Here is a 16,823-nt window from a genome sequence, read left to right as displayed (position 1 = left end):
CCCCCCCCCCGGCCCGGGGGGGCGACGGGGGCCCGGGGGGCGCCCCCCCGGGCGCGGGGCGCGCCCCCCCCGCCGGCGGCGGCGCGCGGGCGCCGGGCCCCCCCCCCCACTTCTCCGGACGCGAGAAGATGCCGCAGACCGGCTGGGATACCGTGACAGTGCCCGGCGGCGTCGCCGGCTGGAAGGCGCTGTCGGACCGCTTCGGCAAGCTGCCCTTTGCCACGCTGTTCGAGCCGGCCATCGAGTACGCGGAAAACGGCTTCCTCGTGTCGCCGCGCATCGCCCGGCAATGGGCACTGCAGGAGCCGGTCCTGAAGGACCAGCCCGGCTTTGCGCAAGCGTTTCTGCCCGACGGCAAGGCGCCGCAGGCGGGCCAGCTCTGGCGCTTTCCCGCGCAGGCGGCGACGCTGCGCAAGATCGCCGAAAGCGGTGGCGACAGCTTCTATCGCGGCGAGCTGGCCGCCAGGATCGTGGCCTTCGCGCAGGAAACCGGTGGCGCGCTGCGCGCGGACGACCTCGAAGACCACTGCGTGGACTGGGTCGAGCCGATCTCGCAGGACTTCGGCGGCTATACCCTGCACGAGTTGCCGCCCAACGGCCAGGGCATTGCCGCGCTGATCGGACTCGGGATTCTGAATCAGTTCGACGTGGCCAACATGGGCGTGGACAGCACCGAGTTCTACCACGTCAGCATCGAGGCGATGAAGCTGGCGTTTGCCGACCTGCATCGTCATGTCTCCGATCCACGGACCATGCGTTGCACGCCGGCCGAACTGCTCGACCCCGGCTACCTGAAGGAGCGGGCCGCGCTGATTGCGATGGACCGCGTGCTGATGCCGTCGGCCGGCGCGCCGAAGTCGCAGGGCACCGTCTACATGACCGCCGCGGACGCCAACGGATCGATGGTCTCGCTGATCCAGTCCAACTACCGTGGCTTTGGTTCCGGCATCGTGGTGCCGGGTACCGGTATCGCCCTGCACAATCGCGGCGAGGGTTTCAATCTCAAGCCCGGCCACGTCAATTGCGTGGGCAGCCGCAAGCGGCCGATGCATACCATCATTCCGGGCTTCGTCACCCGCCATGGCAAGCCGGCAATGTCGTTCGGCGTGATGGGCGGCTCCATGCAGGCGCAGGGCCATGTGCAGATGATGACCCGCTTCGCGGCCTTCGGACAAAACCCGCAGGCGATGAGCGATGCGCCGCGCTTCCGCGTCGAGCACGGACCGGTAGTCCATGTCGAGCAGCACATGCCGGCCCGCGTCCTCGAGGGGCTGCGCGCGCTGGGGCACCACGTGCAGGTGGGGGAGCGCGACAGCCTGGAGTTCGGCTCCGCGCAGATCATCTACAGGGCGCAGAGCGGCTACATCGCGGCGTCCGACTCCCGGCGGGACGGACAGGCTGTCGGGTTCTGAGGCGGGCGTGCCGGGCACGCGCTCGGAGCCGCACGACCTACACCACGCGGAAGTTGTGCGTGCCATCGCGCTCGATCTGGGCGATCAGGCCGAACTCCCAGTCGAGATAGGCCTGCATCGCCGCCGCCGCATTGTCGGTGCCCTCGTAGGGGCGGCGGTAGCGGTCGGTGCGCGGAACGGCCAGGCGCGATTCGCCGGTTTCCACCGGCAATCCCGCATCCATCCATGCCGTGGTGCCGCCTTCGAGCACCCATACCTCGGCGTCCGTCAGCTCGCGCAGATCCTGTGCGGCGAAGCGCGCCAGCAGGCCGGTGCCGCAGGTCAGCACGTATCGCCGTGACCCTGGCACTCGCGCCAGTGCCTGCGCCAGCTGCGACCGGATCGCATACCAGGCGCCGGGCACATGCCGGGCAAGGTAGGACACACCGGGACCGACGTCGAGGATGACGGGCCGGTCCTCTTCCTTGTCGCCGCACCAGGCCTGCAGGCGGGCGGGCGTGACCGTCTGCACCGAGGGCGCCTCGGGGATCGCGTCCGACGCCGGTCCGCCCGCCGTCCGCGCATCCGCCCCGGTCGGCTCGACCACCCACACCTCCCAGCCCATCTGGGCCAGCCACGAGGCCGCCATGTCGGCCCGCACGCCGTCGTCATCGGCCAGCACGATGCGCGCGCCGCGCACCGGCGCATGGTGGTCGGTTTCCTGCACCAGCTGCCCGCCGGGCGCGTGACGGAAACCCGGCAGATGGCCGCGTTGGTACTCCTGCGCGGTGCGCACGTCGAAGCGGTACAGCGTGCGTCCCGGCTCGTCCAGCGCCGCCACGGCGTCCGGCGCGATGCGGCGCACCCCTGCCCGCTCGGCGATCGCGCGCGCGCCTTCCCGCGCGCGGGCGCGGTTGTCTTCGCCGACCGCCTCGGGCGCCTGGCGCGAGGCGCCGCGATCCAGTTGCTGGCCGGCCAGCGTCCAGCCGATGGTGCCGTTGCGCAGCGCGGCGACGGGGTTGGGAAGGCCAGCGTTGATCAGCGACTGCGTGCCGATGATGCTGCGCGTCCTGCCCGCGCAATTGACGATCACCGTGGTCGCCGGGTCCGGCGCGAGCTCGCGCACGCGCAGCACCAGTTCGCCGCCCGGCACGCTGGTGGCAGTGGGGATGCTCATGGTCTGGAATTCGTCGAAGCGCCGCGCATCGACCACCACCACATCGGCCTGGCTGTCGAGCAGCGCCTTGACCTGCTTCGCTTCCAGCGACGGCGTATGGCGCCTGGCCTCCACCAGTTCGCCGAACGCCTTGCTCGGGACATTGACGTCGATGAACAGTTCGCCGCCGCTGTCGATCCAGCCCTGCAGCCCGCCCTCGAGCAAATGCACGGCGGTATAACCGAGCCCGGCGAGGACCTGGGCGGCTCGGGGCGCAAGGTCGATGCCGTCGTGCTCGCCGTAGACGACCACCACGGTATCGCGTCGCGGAATCCGGGTCCAAGCCAGCAATTCGAGCCGGGACAGCGGCAGGTTGGCTGCCCACAGCGGATGTCCGTGCGCGAAGGGGTCTTCTTCCCGTACGTCGATCAGCGCGATTTCGCGGCGCTCGGCCAGGTACTGGCGCACCGTCAGAGCCGGCAGCACGGGATGGGCGGAAACAGTGGACGGCGGCAAGGCGGAGGCGGTCATCGATGGGCAGCAAGCGTTGGCGTAGAGCGCGTTCGGTCACGCAGGAAAGGCCGCAGCCGCGGCCAGCTGCGGCGAGAATGCCATGCAACCGTTACGGCCGCCATCGGCATTCGTACCAACTGCCTGCCCCCCGCGGCTCCAGCTTCAGTACGTCTCCAGATGCAGCCGCCCCTGCTCCTTCAGCGCCGCCGCCAGCGGCTCCCACGCGATGCCCGACTGCTCGGCGACATCGCGCAGCGCCAGCACCACGCCCTCCTCCATGGCCTTCAGGCCGCACACGTAGATATAGGTGTCCGGATCGGCCAGCAGCGGGGCAAGGTCCGCCACCCGCTCGCGCATCATGTCCTGCACATAGCGGCGCGGTTCACCCGGCACGCGAGAAAAGGCCAGGTTGATGTCGATGAAGTCCCTCGGCAGGCTCTGCAAGGGACCGAAGTACGGCAGCTCCTGCGGCGTGCGAGCGCCGAAGAACAACATCAGCTTGCCGTCGTCGAACTTGCCGGACTTGCGCAGCCGGCGCCGCCACTCGGTCATCGCGCGCATCGGCGCGCTGCCGGTGCCCGTGCAGATCATCACGATGTTCGAGCGCGGATGGTTCGGCATCAGGAAGCTGGCGCCGAAGGGCCCGATCACCTCGACGGTGTCGCCGACCTGCAGATCGCACAGATAGTTCGAGGCGACGCCGCGCACCGGGTTGCCCTGGTAGTCCTCCAGCACGCGCTTGACGGTCAGCGACAGGTTGTTGTACCCGGGCCGTTCGCCGTTGCGCGGGCTCGCGATCGAGTATTGCCGCGCATGATGCGGCCGCCCCTGGCTGTCCACGCCAGGCGGCACGATGCCGATCGACTGGCCTTCCAGCACCGGGAACGGCATCGCGCCGAAGTCGAGCACGATATGGTGGGTGTCGTATTCCCGCCCGACCTCGGTCACGCGCACATTGCCGGTGACGGTGGCGCGGATGCTCTTGCGCTGCGACTTGGGACCGTACAGGTTGGTGTAGCAATGCGCGGCCGACCAGGGCGGCTGGGTTGCGCCGAACTGCGTGCTGTTGAAGGGCTGCACCTCGGCGATGACGGCCTCGGCCACGGCGATCACTTCGCCGTCGCTTCGCGCAGCGGTGACCTCGGGCGCCTGCCCCAGTCCGCCCGCCAGCTGCTCGCTGCTCAGTTCGTCGGGCAGCACGTCCCAGCCGAACTGTTCCTCGACGGTGTAGGCGCGCACGCGCGGCACCATGCGCCAGTTGTCGATCGAGCCCGTCGGACAGGGCGAGATGCAATCCATGCACAGGTTGCACTTCTGCGGATCGACGACGTAGTTGTGCGAGTCGTGTGTGATCGCATTGACCGGGCAGGTCGCTTCGCAGGTATTGCAGCGGATGCAGATTTCCGGATCGATCAGGTGCTGCTTGATGACTTGAATATCGGCCATGTCCATGGCGGTCTCCATGCCGGGCCGGCGGTGACTGCCGGCCTCCGGTGGCGTCGGGCGGGGTGCCTGCTCGCGGGCGCCCCTTCCCGCGCCGCTTTAGTTGAAGCGCACGTACTCGAAATCCGCGGGCTGGCGGTTCACGCCCACCGCCGGCGGTGCGATCCAGTTGGCGAACTTGCCGGGCTCGACCACGCGGCCCATCAGGCTGGCGACGAAGGCGCGGTCGCTGTCGGTCGGCAGCCATTGCGAAACGTTGGCCTGCCATTCGTTTTCCGACACCACGCGGCCTTCCGGCGCGACCTTGACGCCCGCCAGCGCACCGATATTGCGGTGAAAGGCCTTGTGCGGGACCTTCAGGCGGAACGGGATGCCGGCCTTGTCGATCACCCGGTTCCAGCGCTCCACACCGGCGACGCTGTCACGAATATAGTCGTCGCGCAGCACTTCGTTCAGCGCATTGAGCATCGGCACTTCCTTCTCGACCAGCTGGCCGTTGGCGACCTGCAGCACCTTGTAGGTGTCGCCCTTGAGCCGGTGGTCGTCGGCACGCTTGCCTTCCTCGAAGCGCCCCTTCAGGCCGCTGCTGTAGAACGTCGCGGCATTGCTCGATTCGTCGGCGCCGAACAGGTCGATGGTGACGCTGTAGTGGAAGTTCAGGTAGCGCTGGATGGTCGGCAGGTCGATCACGCCGGCGGCGCGCAGCTTGCCCGGGTCGTCGGTCTTCAGCTCGTTCATCACCTGGCAGGTGCGCTGAATCACCCGCGAGACGCCGCTTTCGCCAACGAACATGTGGTGCGCTTCCTCTGTCAGCATGAACTTCGTCGTGCGCGCCAGCGGATCGAATGCGCTTTCGGCCAGCGCGCACAGCTGGAACTTGCCGTCGCGGTCGGTGAAGTAGGTGAACATGAAGAACGAGAGCCAGTCCGGCGTCTGCTCGTTGAACGCCTGCAGGATGCGCGGATTGTCCTGCTGGCCGCTGCGCCGCTCCAGCAGCGCTTCGCCTTCCTCGCGCCCGTCGCGGCCGAAGTACTTGTGCAGCAGGTAGACCATCGCCCACAGGTGGCGGCCCTCTTCGACGTTGACCTGGAACAGGTTGCGCAGGTCGTACATGCTCGGCGCGGTCAGGCCGAGATGGCGCTGCTGCTCCACCGAGGCCGGCTCGGTGTCGCCCTGCGTCACGATGATGCGGCGCAGGTTGGCGCGGTACTCGCCCGGCACGTCCTGCCAGGCGTCCTCGCCGATATGGTCGCCGAAATGGATCTTGCGGTCCTTCTCGGCCGGGTTCAGGAAGATGCCCCAGCGGTACTCCGGCATCTTGACGTAGCCGAACTGCGCCCAGCCCTGCGGGTCGACGCTGATCGCCGTGCGCAGGTACACGTCATGGCTCTGCGCGCCTTCCGGACCCATGTCGTTCCACCAGCTCAGGTAGTTCGGCTGCCACTGCTCGAGCGCGCGCTGCAGCGTGCGGTCCTCGCTCAGGTTGACGTTGTTGGGGATCTTCTCGCTGTAGTTGATACCGGACATGGTGGTCTCCCGGTGCTGTCTCGTTGGTGTCGGGTTGCGGTGCGGCGGGGTCGATCAGACGCGGTTCCAGTCGAAGGCTGCCTTCTCGCCCTTGCCGTAGACCTTCAGCGCGCCCTTGTCGCCAACCGCGTTCGGCCGCTGGAAGATCCAGTTCTGCCAGGCGGTCAGCCTGCCGAAGATGCGCGTGAACATGGTCTCGCGGCCGTTGAAGCGCAGGTTCGCTTCCATGCCGGTCAGCGCATCGGGGGACATCGCCACGCGCTCCTCGACTGCCAGCCGCACCTCGTCGGTCCAGTCGATATCGTCCGGGTTGGATGTCGCCAGTCCCAGCGCGAACGCGGCATCGGCATCGAGCGGCTGGTTGACGCGGGCGCGCACCGCTTCCATCGGCCCGGCTTCCTCGTAGAAGCGGCGTGCCAGCCGGCTCTGTTCGGTCGCCATCGGGTAGAGGCCGAAGTTGGCTTCACCCACCGTGATGCGAGGGGCGCGCGCTTCGTCGTCGGGCAGCGCCAGGTGATAGACGCGGTCGCAGGCCAGCGCCAGTTCGAGCAGCGTGCCGGCGAAGCACGAGCCCGGCTCGACCAGCGCGAACAGGCTGCGCGAGGACACGTCCAGGCGGCTTAGCGTGCGGCGCAGCATGCCGATGGTCTCGCGCACCAGCCAGTGCTCGCGGTTGGCGAGCAGCACGGCATCGGTGCGCAGCACCGCCTCGGCATCCCCTTCCGTGCGGATCAGCCAGGTGCCGATATCCAGCTCGTTGGTGCGCATCGACAGGATGGCGTCATCCAGCTCGCGCGCCAGTTGCAGCGGATACCAGCTCGCGCCGGCTTCCTCGATGGCGCCGATCGATTCGGGCTGGGGACCGGACGGTGCACGCACGACGAAGCTGGCGGTGCGGGCCGCGCGGTCGATGCGCACGTCCACGTACTGGTAGCGCAAGCCGTCGTCGTCGAAGCTGCGTTGCAGCGGCGTCAGCGCAACCCCACGCGCGCCCTCGGGACGGTCGCTGGTCGCGGCCAGCGCCAGCGCACGCTCCTGCACCTTCTGCGCGAACACCGCCGGCTTGGCGATCTCGTCGACCAGCCGCCAGTCCTTGGCACGCTGGCCACGCACCCCTTCCGTCGTGGTGCAGAAGATGTCGGCGAGGTCGTGGCGCACGTGGCGCTTGTCCGTGACGCGGGTCAGGCCGCCGGTGCCGGGCAGCACGCCGAGCAGCGGCACTTCCGGCAGGCTGACGGCCGACGAGCGGTCGTCCACCAGGAAGATCTCGTCGCAGGCAAGCGCCAGCTCGTAGCCGCCGCCGGCGCACGAGCCATTCACCGCGGCGATGAACTTCAGGCCGCTATGGCGCGACGAGTCCTCGATGCCGTTGCGGGTCTCGTTGGTGAACTTGCAGAAATTGACCTTCCACGCGTGGCTGCTGACGCCGAGCATGAAGATGTTGGCCCCCGAGCAGAACACCTTGTCGCGCGCGCTGGTGACGATCACGGTGCGCACTTCCGGGTGCTCGAAGCGAATGCGGTTCAGCGCATCGTTCAGCTCGATATCGACGCCAAGGTCGTAGCTGTTCAGCTTGAGCTTGTAGCCGGGACGCAGGCCGGCGTTCTCGTCAATGTCCAGGGTCAGGGTAGCGATCGCACCGTCGAACTGCAGCTTCAGGTGGCGATATTGGGAGGGGTCGGTCTGGTAGTCGACGCGGGGGACCTGGGTCACGGCGGTGTCTCCTCTGCGGGGGCGCGACATGGTGTCGCTGGATCGTTAAACGCAGGATAGTGCAGCGTTTTTGATGCTGTCAAGCATTATTGTGCATGTTCGCACCGTCCGTGAAGCCTGGATCCGCATGCACTATATAGACGGAAAGGAACGCCTCCGGGAGGACGGCGACCCTGCGGTAGCGCCGCTTTGCCGTGGCCCCGCGGCGGGCCGTTGTCTGCGGGCCGGCCCGGCGGTCTGGACCGCCACATCGAACGGCGCTCGCGCCCGATTCGGGCTTGCAGACTGCTAGTAAACCCTGATACCGGCAATATACTGCTTGACACTAAGGGGGCGTCAGTTCTATTTTTCCCATGCACAATAATGCATGGACCTGCCGATCGAATAGCGGACGGTCCTGACAGGAGACGCCCCATGACCCCGCAACTGCTGCAGCAACAGCTGTCCGCGCTGACCGCCCGGCTGGCCGACCGCCCGCTGGACCACCGGCTCGACGCCTGGCTCAACGCCGAGTACGGGCCCGACTCCCCGGCCTATCGCGCGCTGAAAGCGTCATGCGAGGCCGGGGTCGAGCAAGGCTGGCTGTGCCATCGGGAAGGGGGCGGTATCCGCTACGGCCGCATCTTCAAGCCCGCCGATGTGCTGCACGGCTTCTCCGTCGATGTCGTCGACATGCAGGAGATCGCGGGCCCGCACCATGTGCATCCCAACGGCGAGATCGATCTGATCATGCCGATCGAAGGCGATGCCCGTTTTGACGGACGCGGCGCCGGCTGGCTGGTATGCCCGCCGGGCAGCGCGCACCGTCCCACGGTATCGGGTGGGCGCGCGCTGGTGCTGTACCTGCTGCCCGACGGCCGCATCGATTTCACAGGCTGAATGTCACGGCCGGGTCGGCGGGCGCACCGCCCCGCGCCTCGGCCGCCATGTCTCTTCTGTTCCGTACGTCATGCCTCGGCAGCGCCAGCCGGCTCGCACCGGCCATGCAGGGGCGGCAGCAGCCATCAGGAGTCACGATGCAACCCATTCTGCCCAATCATCTGGCCGGACGCTGGCAGACCGGCACCGGAGGCGGCCAGCTTCTGCGTGACCCCGTGCTGGGCGAGGCGCTGGTGCGCGTCGACGCGCAGGGCCTGGACCTCGAAGCGGGCTTTGCCTTCGCGCGCGAGCACGGCGGCAAGGCACTACGCGCCTTGACTTATCGCGAGCGGGCCGCCTTGCTGTCGGCCGTGGTCGACGTGCTGCAGCAGAACCGCGACGCCTACTACGACATCGCGACCGCCAACAGCGGCACGGTGCGGCGCGACTCCGCCGTCGACATCGACGGGGCGATCTTCACGCTGAAGCACTACGCCAGGATCGGCGCCACGCTGGGCGACGCGCGCCATCTGCCGGACGGCGAAGCCGCATCGCTGAGCAAGGACGGCCAGTTCCAGTCGCTGCACGTGCAGGTGCCCAGCCGCGGCCTGGCGCTGCTGATCAATGCGTTCAATTTCCCGGGCTGGGGACTGTGGGAAAAGGCAGGCCCGGCGCTGCTGTCGGGCGTGCCGGTGGTGGTCAAGCCCGCGACCGCGACGGCGTGGCTGACCCAGCGCATGGTCGAGGACGTGGTGAAAGCCGGCGTGCTGCCGGCCGGCGCGCTGTCCATCGTCTGCGGATCGCCGGCCGGACTGCTCGACGCGCTGCAACCGTTCGACCTGCTCTCCTTCACCGGCTCGGCCGACACGGCACAGCGCATCCGCTCGCACCCCGCCATCGCGCGGGAAGGGGTGCGGCTGAACGTGGAGGCGGACAGCGTCAATGCGGCCCTGCTGCTGCCGGATGGTGCGGACCGCGCGGACCGTGCCGACGGCCGGGCGCTGGAACTGCTGGCCGACGAAGTCGTGCGCGAGATGACGGTCAAGTCCGGACAGAAGTGCACCGCCATCCGGCGCGTACTGGTGCCGGCGCACTGCTACGACGCCGCGGCCGCCGCCATCGCCGAGCGCTTGGCGCGCGTCAGCGTCGGCAATCCCCGCAACGCGTCGGTCACCATGGGCTCGCTGGTCAGCCGCACGCAACTGGACGCCGTGCATGCCGGCCTGGCCGCATTGCAAGCGCAGACGCAGACGCTGGTGGACGGCACCGCGGCGCCGCTGATCGACGCCGACCCGCAGGTAGCGTGCTGCATCGGCCCGACCCTGCTCGGTGCGCGCGATGCCGGCAGCGACATCGTCCACGAAACGGAAGTCTTCGGTCCGGTCGCTACGCTGATCCCCTATGGCGGCAGCGGCAATCGGGAGCAGGACATCGGCGAGGCGTGCGCGCTGATCCGGCGCGGCAAGGGCTCGCTGGTGGCCTCCCTCTATGGCACCGAAGCGGCGACGCTCGCCGCCACGGCGCTGGAACTGGCCGACAGCCAGGGGCGTGTGCACGTCATTACGCCGGACGTGGCCGGCACGCAGACCGGACACGGCAACGTCATGCCGCAGTCGTTGCACGGCGGACCGGGACGCGCCGGAGGCGGCGAAGAGCTGGGCGGCATCCGCGCCCTGAACTTCTATCACCGGCGCTGCGCACTGCAGGCCAGCACCGCGGTGCTCGGCGCCCTGGCCACCGGCGCTTGACGCCGCGCGACACGACGAGCGGCGCCGCAGCGCCGCAGCTGTAGCAACCATTACGGGGAGACACGATGACCAGCGCAACCACCACGGTGCCCGGCATGCCGGCAACAGCGAGCGACACCCTGCCCTCACCGCCGCAGGCACCGTTCAACTTCGCCGCGCATCTGCTTGCCTGCAATCGCGACAGAGCGGCGAAGACGGCGTACATCGACGATCGCGGCACCCTCAGCTACGGCCAGCTGGACGACCTCGTGCGCCGCAGCGCGACCGCGCTGCAGGCCATCGGCCTGCGCCGCGAGGAGCGCGTGCTGCTGCTGATGCACGATTGCAGCGACTGGCCGGTCAGCTTCCTCGGCGCCATCCATGCCGGCATCGTACCGGTCGCCGTCAATACGCTGCTGACCCCGGACGACTACGCCTACATGCTGCGGCATAGCCGCGCTCGCGCGGTGATGGTATCCGGCGCGTTGCTGCCAGTGCTCGGCGAGGCCCTGCAACTGGCCGAGCAACAGGGCGGCCACGAGGTCGGCGCGCTGGTCGTGTCGGGGCAGGCGCAGGAGGATGCCGCCGGCGTGTCCGCCTCGTTCCGCTCGATTCCCCGGCATGCGCTGCAGGATCTGCTGGCGTCGCACGCGCCGCAGCAGACGCCGGCCGCAACCGGCCCCGACGATCCCGGCTTCTGGCTCTATTCCTCCGGGTCCACCGGCAAACCCAAGGGGGTCCTGCACTCGCAGGCCAATCCCTGGTGGACCGCCGAACTCTATGGCAAGCCGGTGCTGGGCCTGCGCGAGGACGACATCTGCTTCTCCGCGGCAAAGCTGTACTTCGCCTATGGCCTGGGCAATGCGCTGACCTTCCCGCTGAGCGTCGGCGCGACGGTGGTGCTGATGGCCGAGCGGCCGACCCCGGAAGCGATCTTCCGGCGCTGGACCGAGCAGCGCGCCACCGTGTTCTTCGGCGCGCCCACCGGCTACGCCGGCATGCTGGCCTCGCCCGCGCTGCCGGCGCGGGAAGCGGTGGCGCTGCGACTGTGCTCGTCCGCCGGCGAGGCCCTGCCCGCCGAGCTGGGCGAGCGGTTTACCGCGCATTTCGGCTGCGAGATCATCGATGGCATCGGCTCCACCGAGATGCTCCACATCTTCCTGTCGAACCGACCCGGACAGGTGCGCTACGGCACCACCGGCTGGCCCGTGCCCGGCTACGCGGTGGAACTGCGCGACGAACAGGGACGGCCCGTTCCCGACGGCGAAGTGGGCGATCTGTTCATCCAGGGACCCAGCGCCGCCGTGATGTACTGGGGCGACCGCGAGAAATCCCGCGCGACCTTCCAGGGCAGCTGGACGCGCAGCGGCGACAAGTACGTGCGCAATGCCGATGGTACGTATTGCTATGCGGGGCGCAGCGACGACATGCTGAAGGTCAGCGGCATCTATGTCTCGCCATTCGAGGTGGAGGCGACCCTGATGCAACACCCCTCCGTGCTCGAAGCGGCCGTGATCGGCGTGCCCGATGACGAGGGGCTGACCAAGACCAAGGCGTTCGTCGTGCTCAAGCCGGACGCACAGTGCAGCGACGAGGACCTCAAGCGCTTCGTCAAGGATCGCCTCGCGCCCTACAAATACCCGCGTCTGCTCGAGTTCGTCGACGCATTGCCCAAGACCGCGACCGGCAAGATCCAGCGCTTCCGGCTGCGCGAGCTGGAACGCGAGCGCAGCGGCCGGCAGGAAGCCGCATGCGTGGGCCAGGCGCGACCGGCCGACACCCCGGTGGCGCAGGCCGTCCACATCGCGGTGGCGCCATGAGCGAGTCCCGCTTCGTTGAACTGGACTGGAACGGCCGCACGACCCGCATCGAATACCAGTGGGTCGGCAGCGAGAATCCCGCTGCGACGACGATGGTGTTCCTGCACGAAGGGCTGGGCTCGGTGGCGATGTGGCGCGCGTTTCCGCGGCAGCTGTGCGACGCGGCGGGCCTGCGCGGGCTGGTCTACTCGCGGCCGGGATACGGCAGGTCGACGCCCCGCCAGCCGGATGAGGCCTGGCGCCCCGACTTCATGCACCGGCAGGCGTTGGAGGTCCTGCCGGCACTGCTGCAGGCGCTGGACATCGATACCGCATCCCATCCGCCATGGCTGCTCGGCCATAGCGATGGCGGCTCCATCGCGCTGCTGCATGCCGCCCGGTATGCACCCCATGTCGCGGGCGCCGTCGTGGTCGCGCCGCACATCCTCGTCGAGGACATCTCGGTAGACAGCATCCAGAAGGCCCGGCAAGCGTACCTGACAACGGATCTGCGCACGCGGCTCGCCCGGTATCACGACGATCCGGACTCGGCGTTCTGGGGCTGGAACGACATCTGGCTGCATCCCGCATTCCGCGACTGGAACATCGAGGCAGAGATCGGCGACATCGCCTGCCCCCTGCTCGCGGTGCAGGGGCTGGACGACGAGTACGGCACGCTGGAGCAGATCCGGGGCATCGCCCGGCGCGTGCCCCACGCGCAGCTGCTCGAACTGCCCGCATGCGGCCACTCGCCGCATCGAGACCAGCCAGAGGCGCTGCTCGACGCAGTGTCCGCATTCGTGCGCGGACACCGTGCCGCAGCCCCGCAGCCCGAACCCGCTGCCGACCCACCGATCACGCCGGCACCAGGCCGCTAGCACGTCGCCCCCCTGCCACTGGCCTGCACCCGCGCATGGCTGGCGCAGGCCCGACGCAACAGAGATGCCATCTTTTCCGGCAGGACAGCGTTTGCCGGGAATCCAACGAGGAGACAGGCGATGCGCCAGCTCGACATTTACCGTACGGCCGACGAGGCCCGCTTCAATCGCTTTCACGGCAGCGTACTGTTCTGGTGCGCGCTGATCATCATCTTCGATGGCTACGACCTCGCGGTCGCCGGCATCGCGCTTCCGTCGATCATGCAGGAGATGGGCGTCGATGCCACCAGCGCCGGCTTCATGGTCAGCTCGGCGCTGTTCGGCATGATGTTCGGCGCGATCTTCCTGGGCACCATTGCGGACCGCATCGGCCGCCGCTGGGCCATCGCCATCTGCATCCTGCTGTTCAGCGTCTTCACGGCGGCGGCCGGCTTCACCAACGACCCGGTCAGCTTCAGCATCACGCGCTTTCTCGCCGGCCTCGGCATCGGCGGAGTCATGCCCAACGTGGTGGCGCAGATGACCGAGTTTTCACCGCGCCGCATCCGCGGCACCATGGTGACGCTGATGTTCAGCGGCTATTCGGTCGGCGGCATGCTCGCCGCGGTGCTGGGCAAGGGGCTGATCGAGAGCCACGGCTGGCAGTCGGTCTTCCTCGCGGCGGGCCTGCCGGTGCTGCTGATCCCGGTGGTCCTGCGCGTGCTGCCCGAATCGATGCCCTTCCTGATCCGCAAGGGCCGGCTGGACGAATTGAAGCAGGTGCTGGCACGCATGGAACCGTCGTATCGGCCGCAGGATACCGACCGCTTTGCGCTGCCCGAGCCCGACAAGGGCGGCGACGCGCCGATCGGCAAGCTGTTCCAGGACGGGCGCGCCTTCAGCACGCTGATGTTCTGGGTCGCGTTCTTCATGTGCCTGTTCATGGTCTACGCCCTCAGCTCCTGGCTCGCCAAGCTGATGGCAAGCGCCGGCTACAGCCTGGGTTCGGCGTTGACCTTCGTGCTGGTGCTGAACTTCGGCGCCATGGTCGGCGCGATCGGCGGCGGCTGGCTGGCCGACCGCTTCCAGATCAAGCACGTGCTGGTCGGCATGTACGCCCTCGCGGCGGTCTCGATCACGCTGCTGGGTCAACCGATGCCGACCGCGCTGCTGTTCGTGGTCGTGGCGCTCGCCGGCGCGTCCACCATCGGCACCCAGATCGTCACCTATGCCTATGCCGGACAGTTCTACCCGATGGCGATCCGCGGTACAGGCATCGGTTGGGCCTCGGGCGTCGGGCGCAGCGGCGCCATCCTCGCACCGATCCTGATCGGCGTGCTGGTGTCGATGGCGCTGCCGCTGCAGCAGAACTTCCTGGCCATCGCCGTGCCGGCGGTCATTGCAACGATTGCGGTCGCGATGATCGACCAGCGCCGGTCGGCGTCGGCGGTGGCTGCCGCAGGTAGCGACGTGGCACGGGTTCAGGCGCGCGAGCGGTCCGCAGCTTGATATGACAAACGGGAGGCGAAACGTCACTGACTATAGCAAAGGCAGCAGGACTTCCGCTTCCCGTACCTCGCTGCCCGCTTCGGCCGCGTACTGTACGGAGGCCTGCCGTACAATCGCCGCGAGAGCAGGGGTATCACATGGCATCTGACAGTCGATTCGAAGCGCGCATGAGCGCCGCTTCCCATGCGCTTCTAAAACGTGCCGCGGAACTGGAGGGACGAACGATGACCGACTTCGTGCTGAGCGCCGCCCTGGAAGCGGCAAAGAAAACCATTGCGGAAGCGGAGATGCTGTCGCTCACGGTGGCGGATCAGCAGCGCTTCGTCGACGCCCTGATGAATCCGCCGCCCGCGTCCCCCGCCCTGCATCGCGCAGTCAAACGTCACCGACAGCTCCTCGGTGACGAATGAGTCCGGCCCCCTATCGAATGATGCCGCTTGACGGCACCCATGACCGCACCCTGTTCAACAGCGGCTCCGAGCCGCTCGACCTTTACCTTCGGCACGGCGTCGGGCAGGACATTCGCAGGCGGGTAGCAAGCTGCTTCGTCGCTGCGGCCACGGACGGAAAGGTTGCCGGGTACTACACGCTCGCAAGCTGCGGCATCCCGCTGCACGATCTGCCTCTGGAAACCGCCAGGAAGCTTCCCCGCTATCCGATGGTTCCCGCGACCAGGATGGGACGCCTCGCCGTCTGCCGCAGTCACCAGGGAAAAGGGCTGGGCGGCGCGCTGCTGATGGACGCATGCAAACGCATCCACCGCAACGAAATTGCTTCCTGCGCACTGCTCGTCGACGCCAAGGATTCAGCAGCGAAGAACTTTTATGTGCACCATGGGTTCATCGAGCTCATCCCAAGGCCCATGACGCTGATCCTGCCTGCGGCGAGTTATCAGCGGCTGCTGCAGTGACCCGAAGCAAGGAAGACCAGCAGGTTGCGCTGGCCCTCCTCGATCTTCCTCAAACCGCCTTGCTCCCGGCCGCCCCCGGCGCCAGCGGCGGTACCGCCGTGGCGGCCGGCTGCTTCGCCGCTTCGTCTTCGCCGGCGTCTGCGAGGTCCATGCCCGTCGTCTCAGGCAGCAGCCAGGCGGCCAGCACCACCAGCGCATAGCCGGTGCCGGCGACGATGGCGATGGCCAGCGGCAGCGAGGTGCGGCCGGTGCTGAGCCAGCCGACGCTCAACGGGAAGAAGGAGCCGATCACGCGGCCGACGTTGTACGACACGCCGTAGCCGGTGGCGCGGATATCGTTGGGGTACGACTCCGAGATGGTGGCGCCGATACCGGCGAACACCCCCTGCATCAGCACGCCCAGCGGGAAGCCGAGGAACAGCATCGACAGGTTGGAGACCGGGATCACCATGTAGACCATCGCCATGGCGAACGCGCCGAGGGCGAACAGGATATAAGTGGGCCGGCGTCCCCAGCGGTCCGAGGCATAGGCGCCCGCGACGTAGCCGACCAGCGAACCGAGGATGGTGACGGCCAGATAGGAGCTGGTGCCGAACACCGACAGGCCGCGTTCGGTCTTGAGGAAGGTGGGCAGCCAGGTGGCAATCGCATAGTAGGCGCCAAGCATGCCGCCGGACAGCAGGCTGCACAGCACGGTCTTGCGCAACAGCGGTCGGCGCACCAGACGCGCCAGCTCGCGCCCTGCCGAGCCCGGCTTGCGGGCGGCCCGCGCATTGACGAACACTTCCGGCTCGTCCAGGTTGCGGCGCAGGTAGATCACCACCAGCGCCGGCACGATGCCGAGGAAGAAGCAGACGCGCCAGGCGGTCTCGGGCTCGAACAGGCTGAAGGTCAGCGCATAGGCCAGCGCGGCGCCGCCCCAGCCGAACGAGTAGCTGCTGGCGGTGAAGCCGGAATACTTGCCGCGGTGCGCCGGGTTGCGGATCATCTCCGTCACCAGCACCATGCAAAGCGACGACTCGCCGCCGAAGCCCAGGCCCTGGATCATGCGGAACACCATCAGCTGCTCGGGCGAATCGGCAAGCCCGCACAGGAAGCAGGCCACGGTGAAGACGAGGATGGTCCAGCGCAGCACGCGCACACGGCCATATCGATCGGCCAGGAGGCCGGCGCCGATCGCGCCGACCAGCGACGACACCAGCGTCCAGGTAACGATCGCGCCGGCGGTCGATTTGCTCATCTCCCACTGCGTCAGCAGCGTCGAAATCAGGAACGAGTAGATCATGAAGTCGAACACGTCGACCGCATGGCCGAGGAAGGCGCCGTAGAACCCCTTGCGCTCCATTTGCGACAGCTCTTTGAACCAGCCCAGCATGGTCCGCTCCTTGGTCGTTGCGTGGATGAGGGCAAGCGCCGGCAG

Annotated in this window: 13 protein-coding genes; 8 read left to right on the top strand and 5 right to left on the bottom strand. The window is 68.1% G+C overall.

The window, feature by feature from the left end; all coding sequences use genetic code 11:
* A partial coding sequence (locus K6V06_RS19035; protein WP_222245695.1) for a gamma-glutamyltransferase family protein occupies positions 1–1,412 on the top strand: 1,412 nt, incomplete at its 5' end.
* Between the two features lie 37 nt (positions 1,413–1,449).
* Here K6V06_RS19035 and K6V06_RS19030 read toward each other — a convergent pair.
* The 4 genes from K6V06_RS19030 to boxC all read right to left on the bottom strand — a co-directional run bounded on the left by K6V06_RS19030 (position 1,450) and on the right by boxC (position 7,743).
* Positions 1,450–3,078, bottom strand: a complete 1,629-nt coding sequence (locus K6V06_RS19030; protein ID WP_222245694.1) for a rhodanese-related sulfurtransferase — start codon at positions 3,076–3,078, stop codon at positions 1,450–1,452.
* Positions 3,079–3,222: 144 nt separating this feature from the next.
* Complete coding sequence (gene boxA / locus K6V06_RS19025; protein ID WP_222245693.1) at positions 3,223–4,512, bottom strand: benzoyl-CoA 2,3-epoxidase subunit BoxA; 1,290 nt, start codon at positions 4,510–4,512, stop codon at positions 3,223–3,225.
* Between the two features lie 90 nt (positions 4,513–4,602).
* Positions 4,603–6,030, bottom strand: coding sequence for a benzoyl-CoA 2,3-epoxidase subunit BoxB (gene boxB / locus K6V06_RS19020; RefSeq protein WP_222245692.1), 1,428 nt, complete (start codon positions 6,028–6,030; stop codon positions 4,603–4,605).
* A 54-nt stretch (positions 6,031–6,084) separates the two neighbouring features.
* Positions 6,085–7,743, bottom strand: coding sequence for a 2,3-epoxybenzoyl-CoA dihydrolase (boxC, locus tag K6V06_RS19015; RefSeq protein WP_222245691.1), 1,659 nt, complete (start codon positions 7,741–7,743; stop codon positions 6,085–6,087).
* A 414-nt stretch (positions 7,744–8,157) separates the two neighbouring features.
* Between boxC and K6V06_RS19010 the strand changes: the two genes are divergently transcribed.
* From K6V06_RS19010 to K6V06_RS18980, 7 genes are all read left to right on the top strand, one after another.
* Positions 8,158–8,622, top strand: a complete 465-nt coding sequence (locus tag K6V06_RS19010) for a DUF4863 family protein (RefSeq protein ID WP_222245690.1) — start codon at positions 8,158–8,160, stop codon at positions 8,620–8,622.
* 137 nt (positions 8,623–8,759) lie between these two features.
* Entirely contained in the window at positions 8,760–10,349 is a 1,590-nt protein-coding gene (locus K6V06_RS19005; RefSeq protein ID WP_222245689.1) for a 3,4-dehydroadipyl-CoA semialdehyde dehydrogenase, read from the top strand.
* Between the two features lie 95 nt (positions 10,350–10,444).
* Positions 10,445–12,148: a benzoate-CoA ligase family protein gene (locus K6V06_RS19000; RefSeq protein ID WP_222245702.1), complete on the top strand. Its 1,704-nt coding sequence runs from the start codon at positions 10,445–10,447 to the stop codon at positions 12,146–12,148.
* The gene (locus K6V06_RS18995; protein WP_222245688.1) at positions 12,145–13,005 is read left to right on the top strand and encodes an alpha/beta fold hydrolase; all 861 of its coding nucleotides are present in this window, start codon (positions 12,145–12,147) and stop codon (positions 13,003–13,005) included. Before K6V06_RS19000 ends, K6V06_RS18995 begins: the two co-directional genes overlap by 4 nt.
* A 120-nt stretch (positions 13,006–13,125) precedes the next feature.
* Positions 13,126–14,493: an MFS transporter gene (locus K6V06_RS18990; protein WP_222245687.1), complete on the top strand. Its 1,368-nt coding sequence runs from the start codon at positions 13,126–13,128 to the stop codon at positions 14,491–14,493.
* 137 nt (positions 14,494–14,630) lie between these two features.
* Positions 14,631–14,903 (top strand): DUF1778 domain-containing protein, encoded by a 273-nt coding sequence (locus K6V06_RS18985; protein ID WP_222245686.1) that lies wholly within the window; start codon positions 14,631–14,633, stop codon positions 14,901–14,903.
* 17 nt (positions 14,904–14,920) lie between these two features.
* Positions 14,921–15,403, top strand: coding sequence for a GNAT family N-acetyltransferase (locus tag K6V06_RS18980; protein ID WP_370637506.1), 483 nt, complete (start codon positions 14,921–14,923; stop codon positions 15,401–15,403).
* Positions 15,404–15,452: 49 nt separating this feature from the next.
* Here K6V06_RS18980 and K6V06_RS18975 read toward each other — a convergent pair whose 3' ends face one another.
* The gene (locus K6V06_RS18975; RefSeq protein ID WP_222245684.1) at positions 15,453–16,778 is read right to left on the bottom strand and encodes an MFS transporter; all 1,326 of its coding nucleotides are present in this window, start codon (positions 16,776–16,778) and stop codon (positions 15,453–15,455) included.
* Positions 16,779–16,823: the final 45 nt, after the last annotated feature.

The organism is Cupriavidus sp. AU9028, from assembly GCF_019795295.1.
Lineage (GTDB): Bacteria > Pseudomonadota > Gammaproteobacteria > Burkholderiales > Burkholderiaceae > Cupriavidus.
Note: the sequence above shows the minus strand (reverse complement) of the source record. Positions and strands in the feature narration are given on the sequence as shown.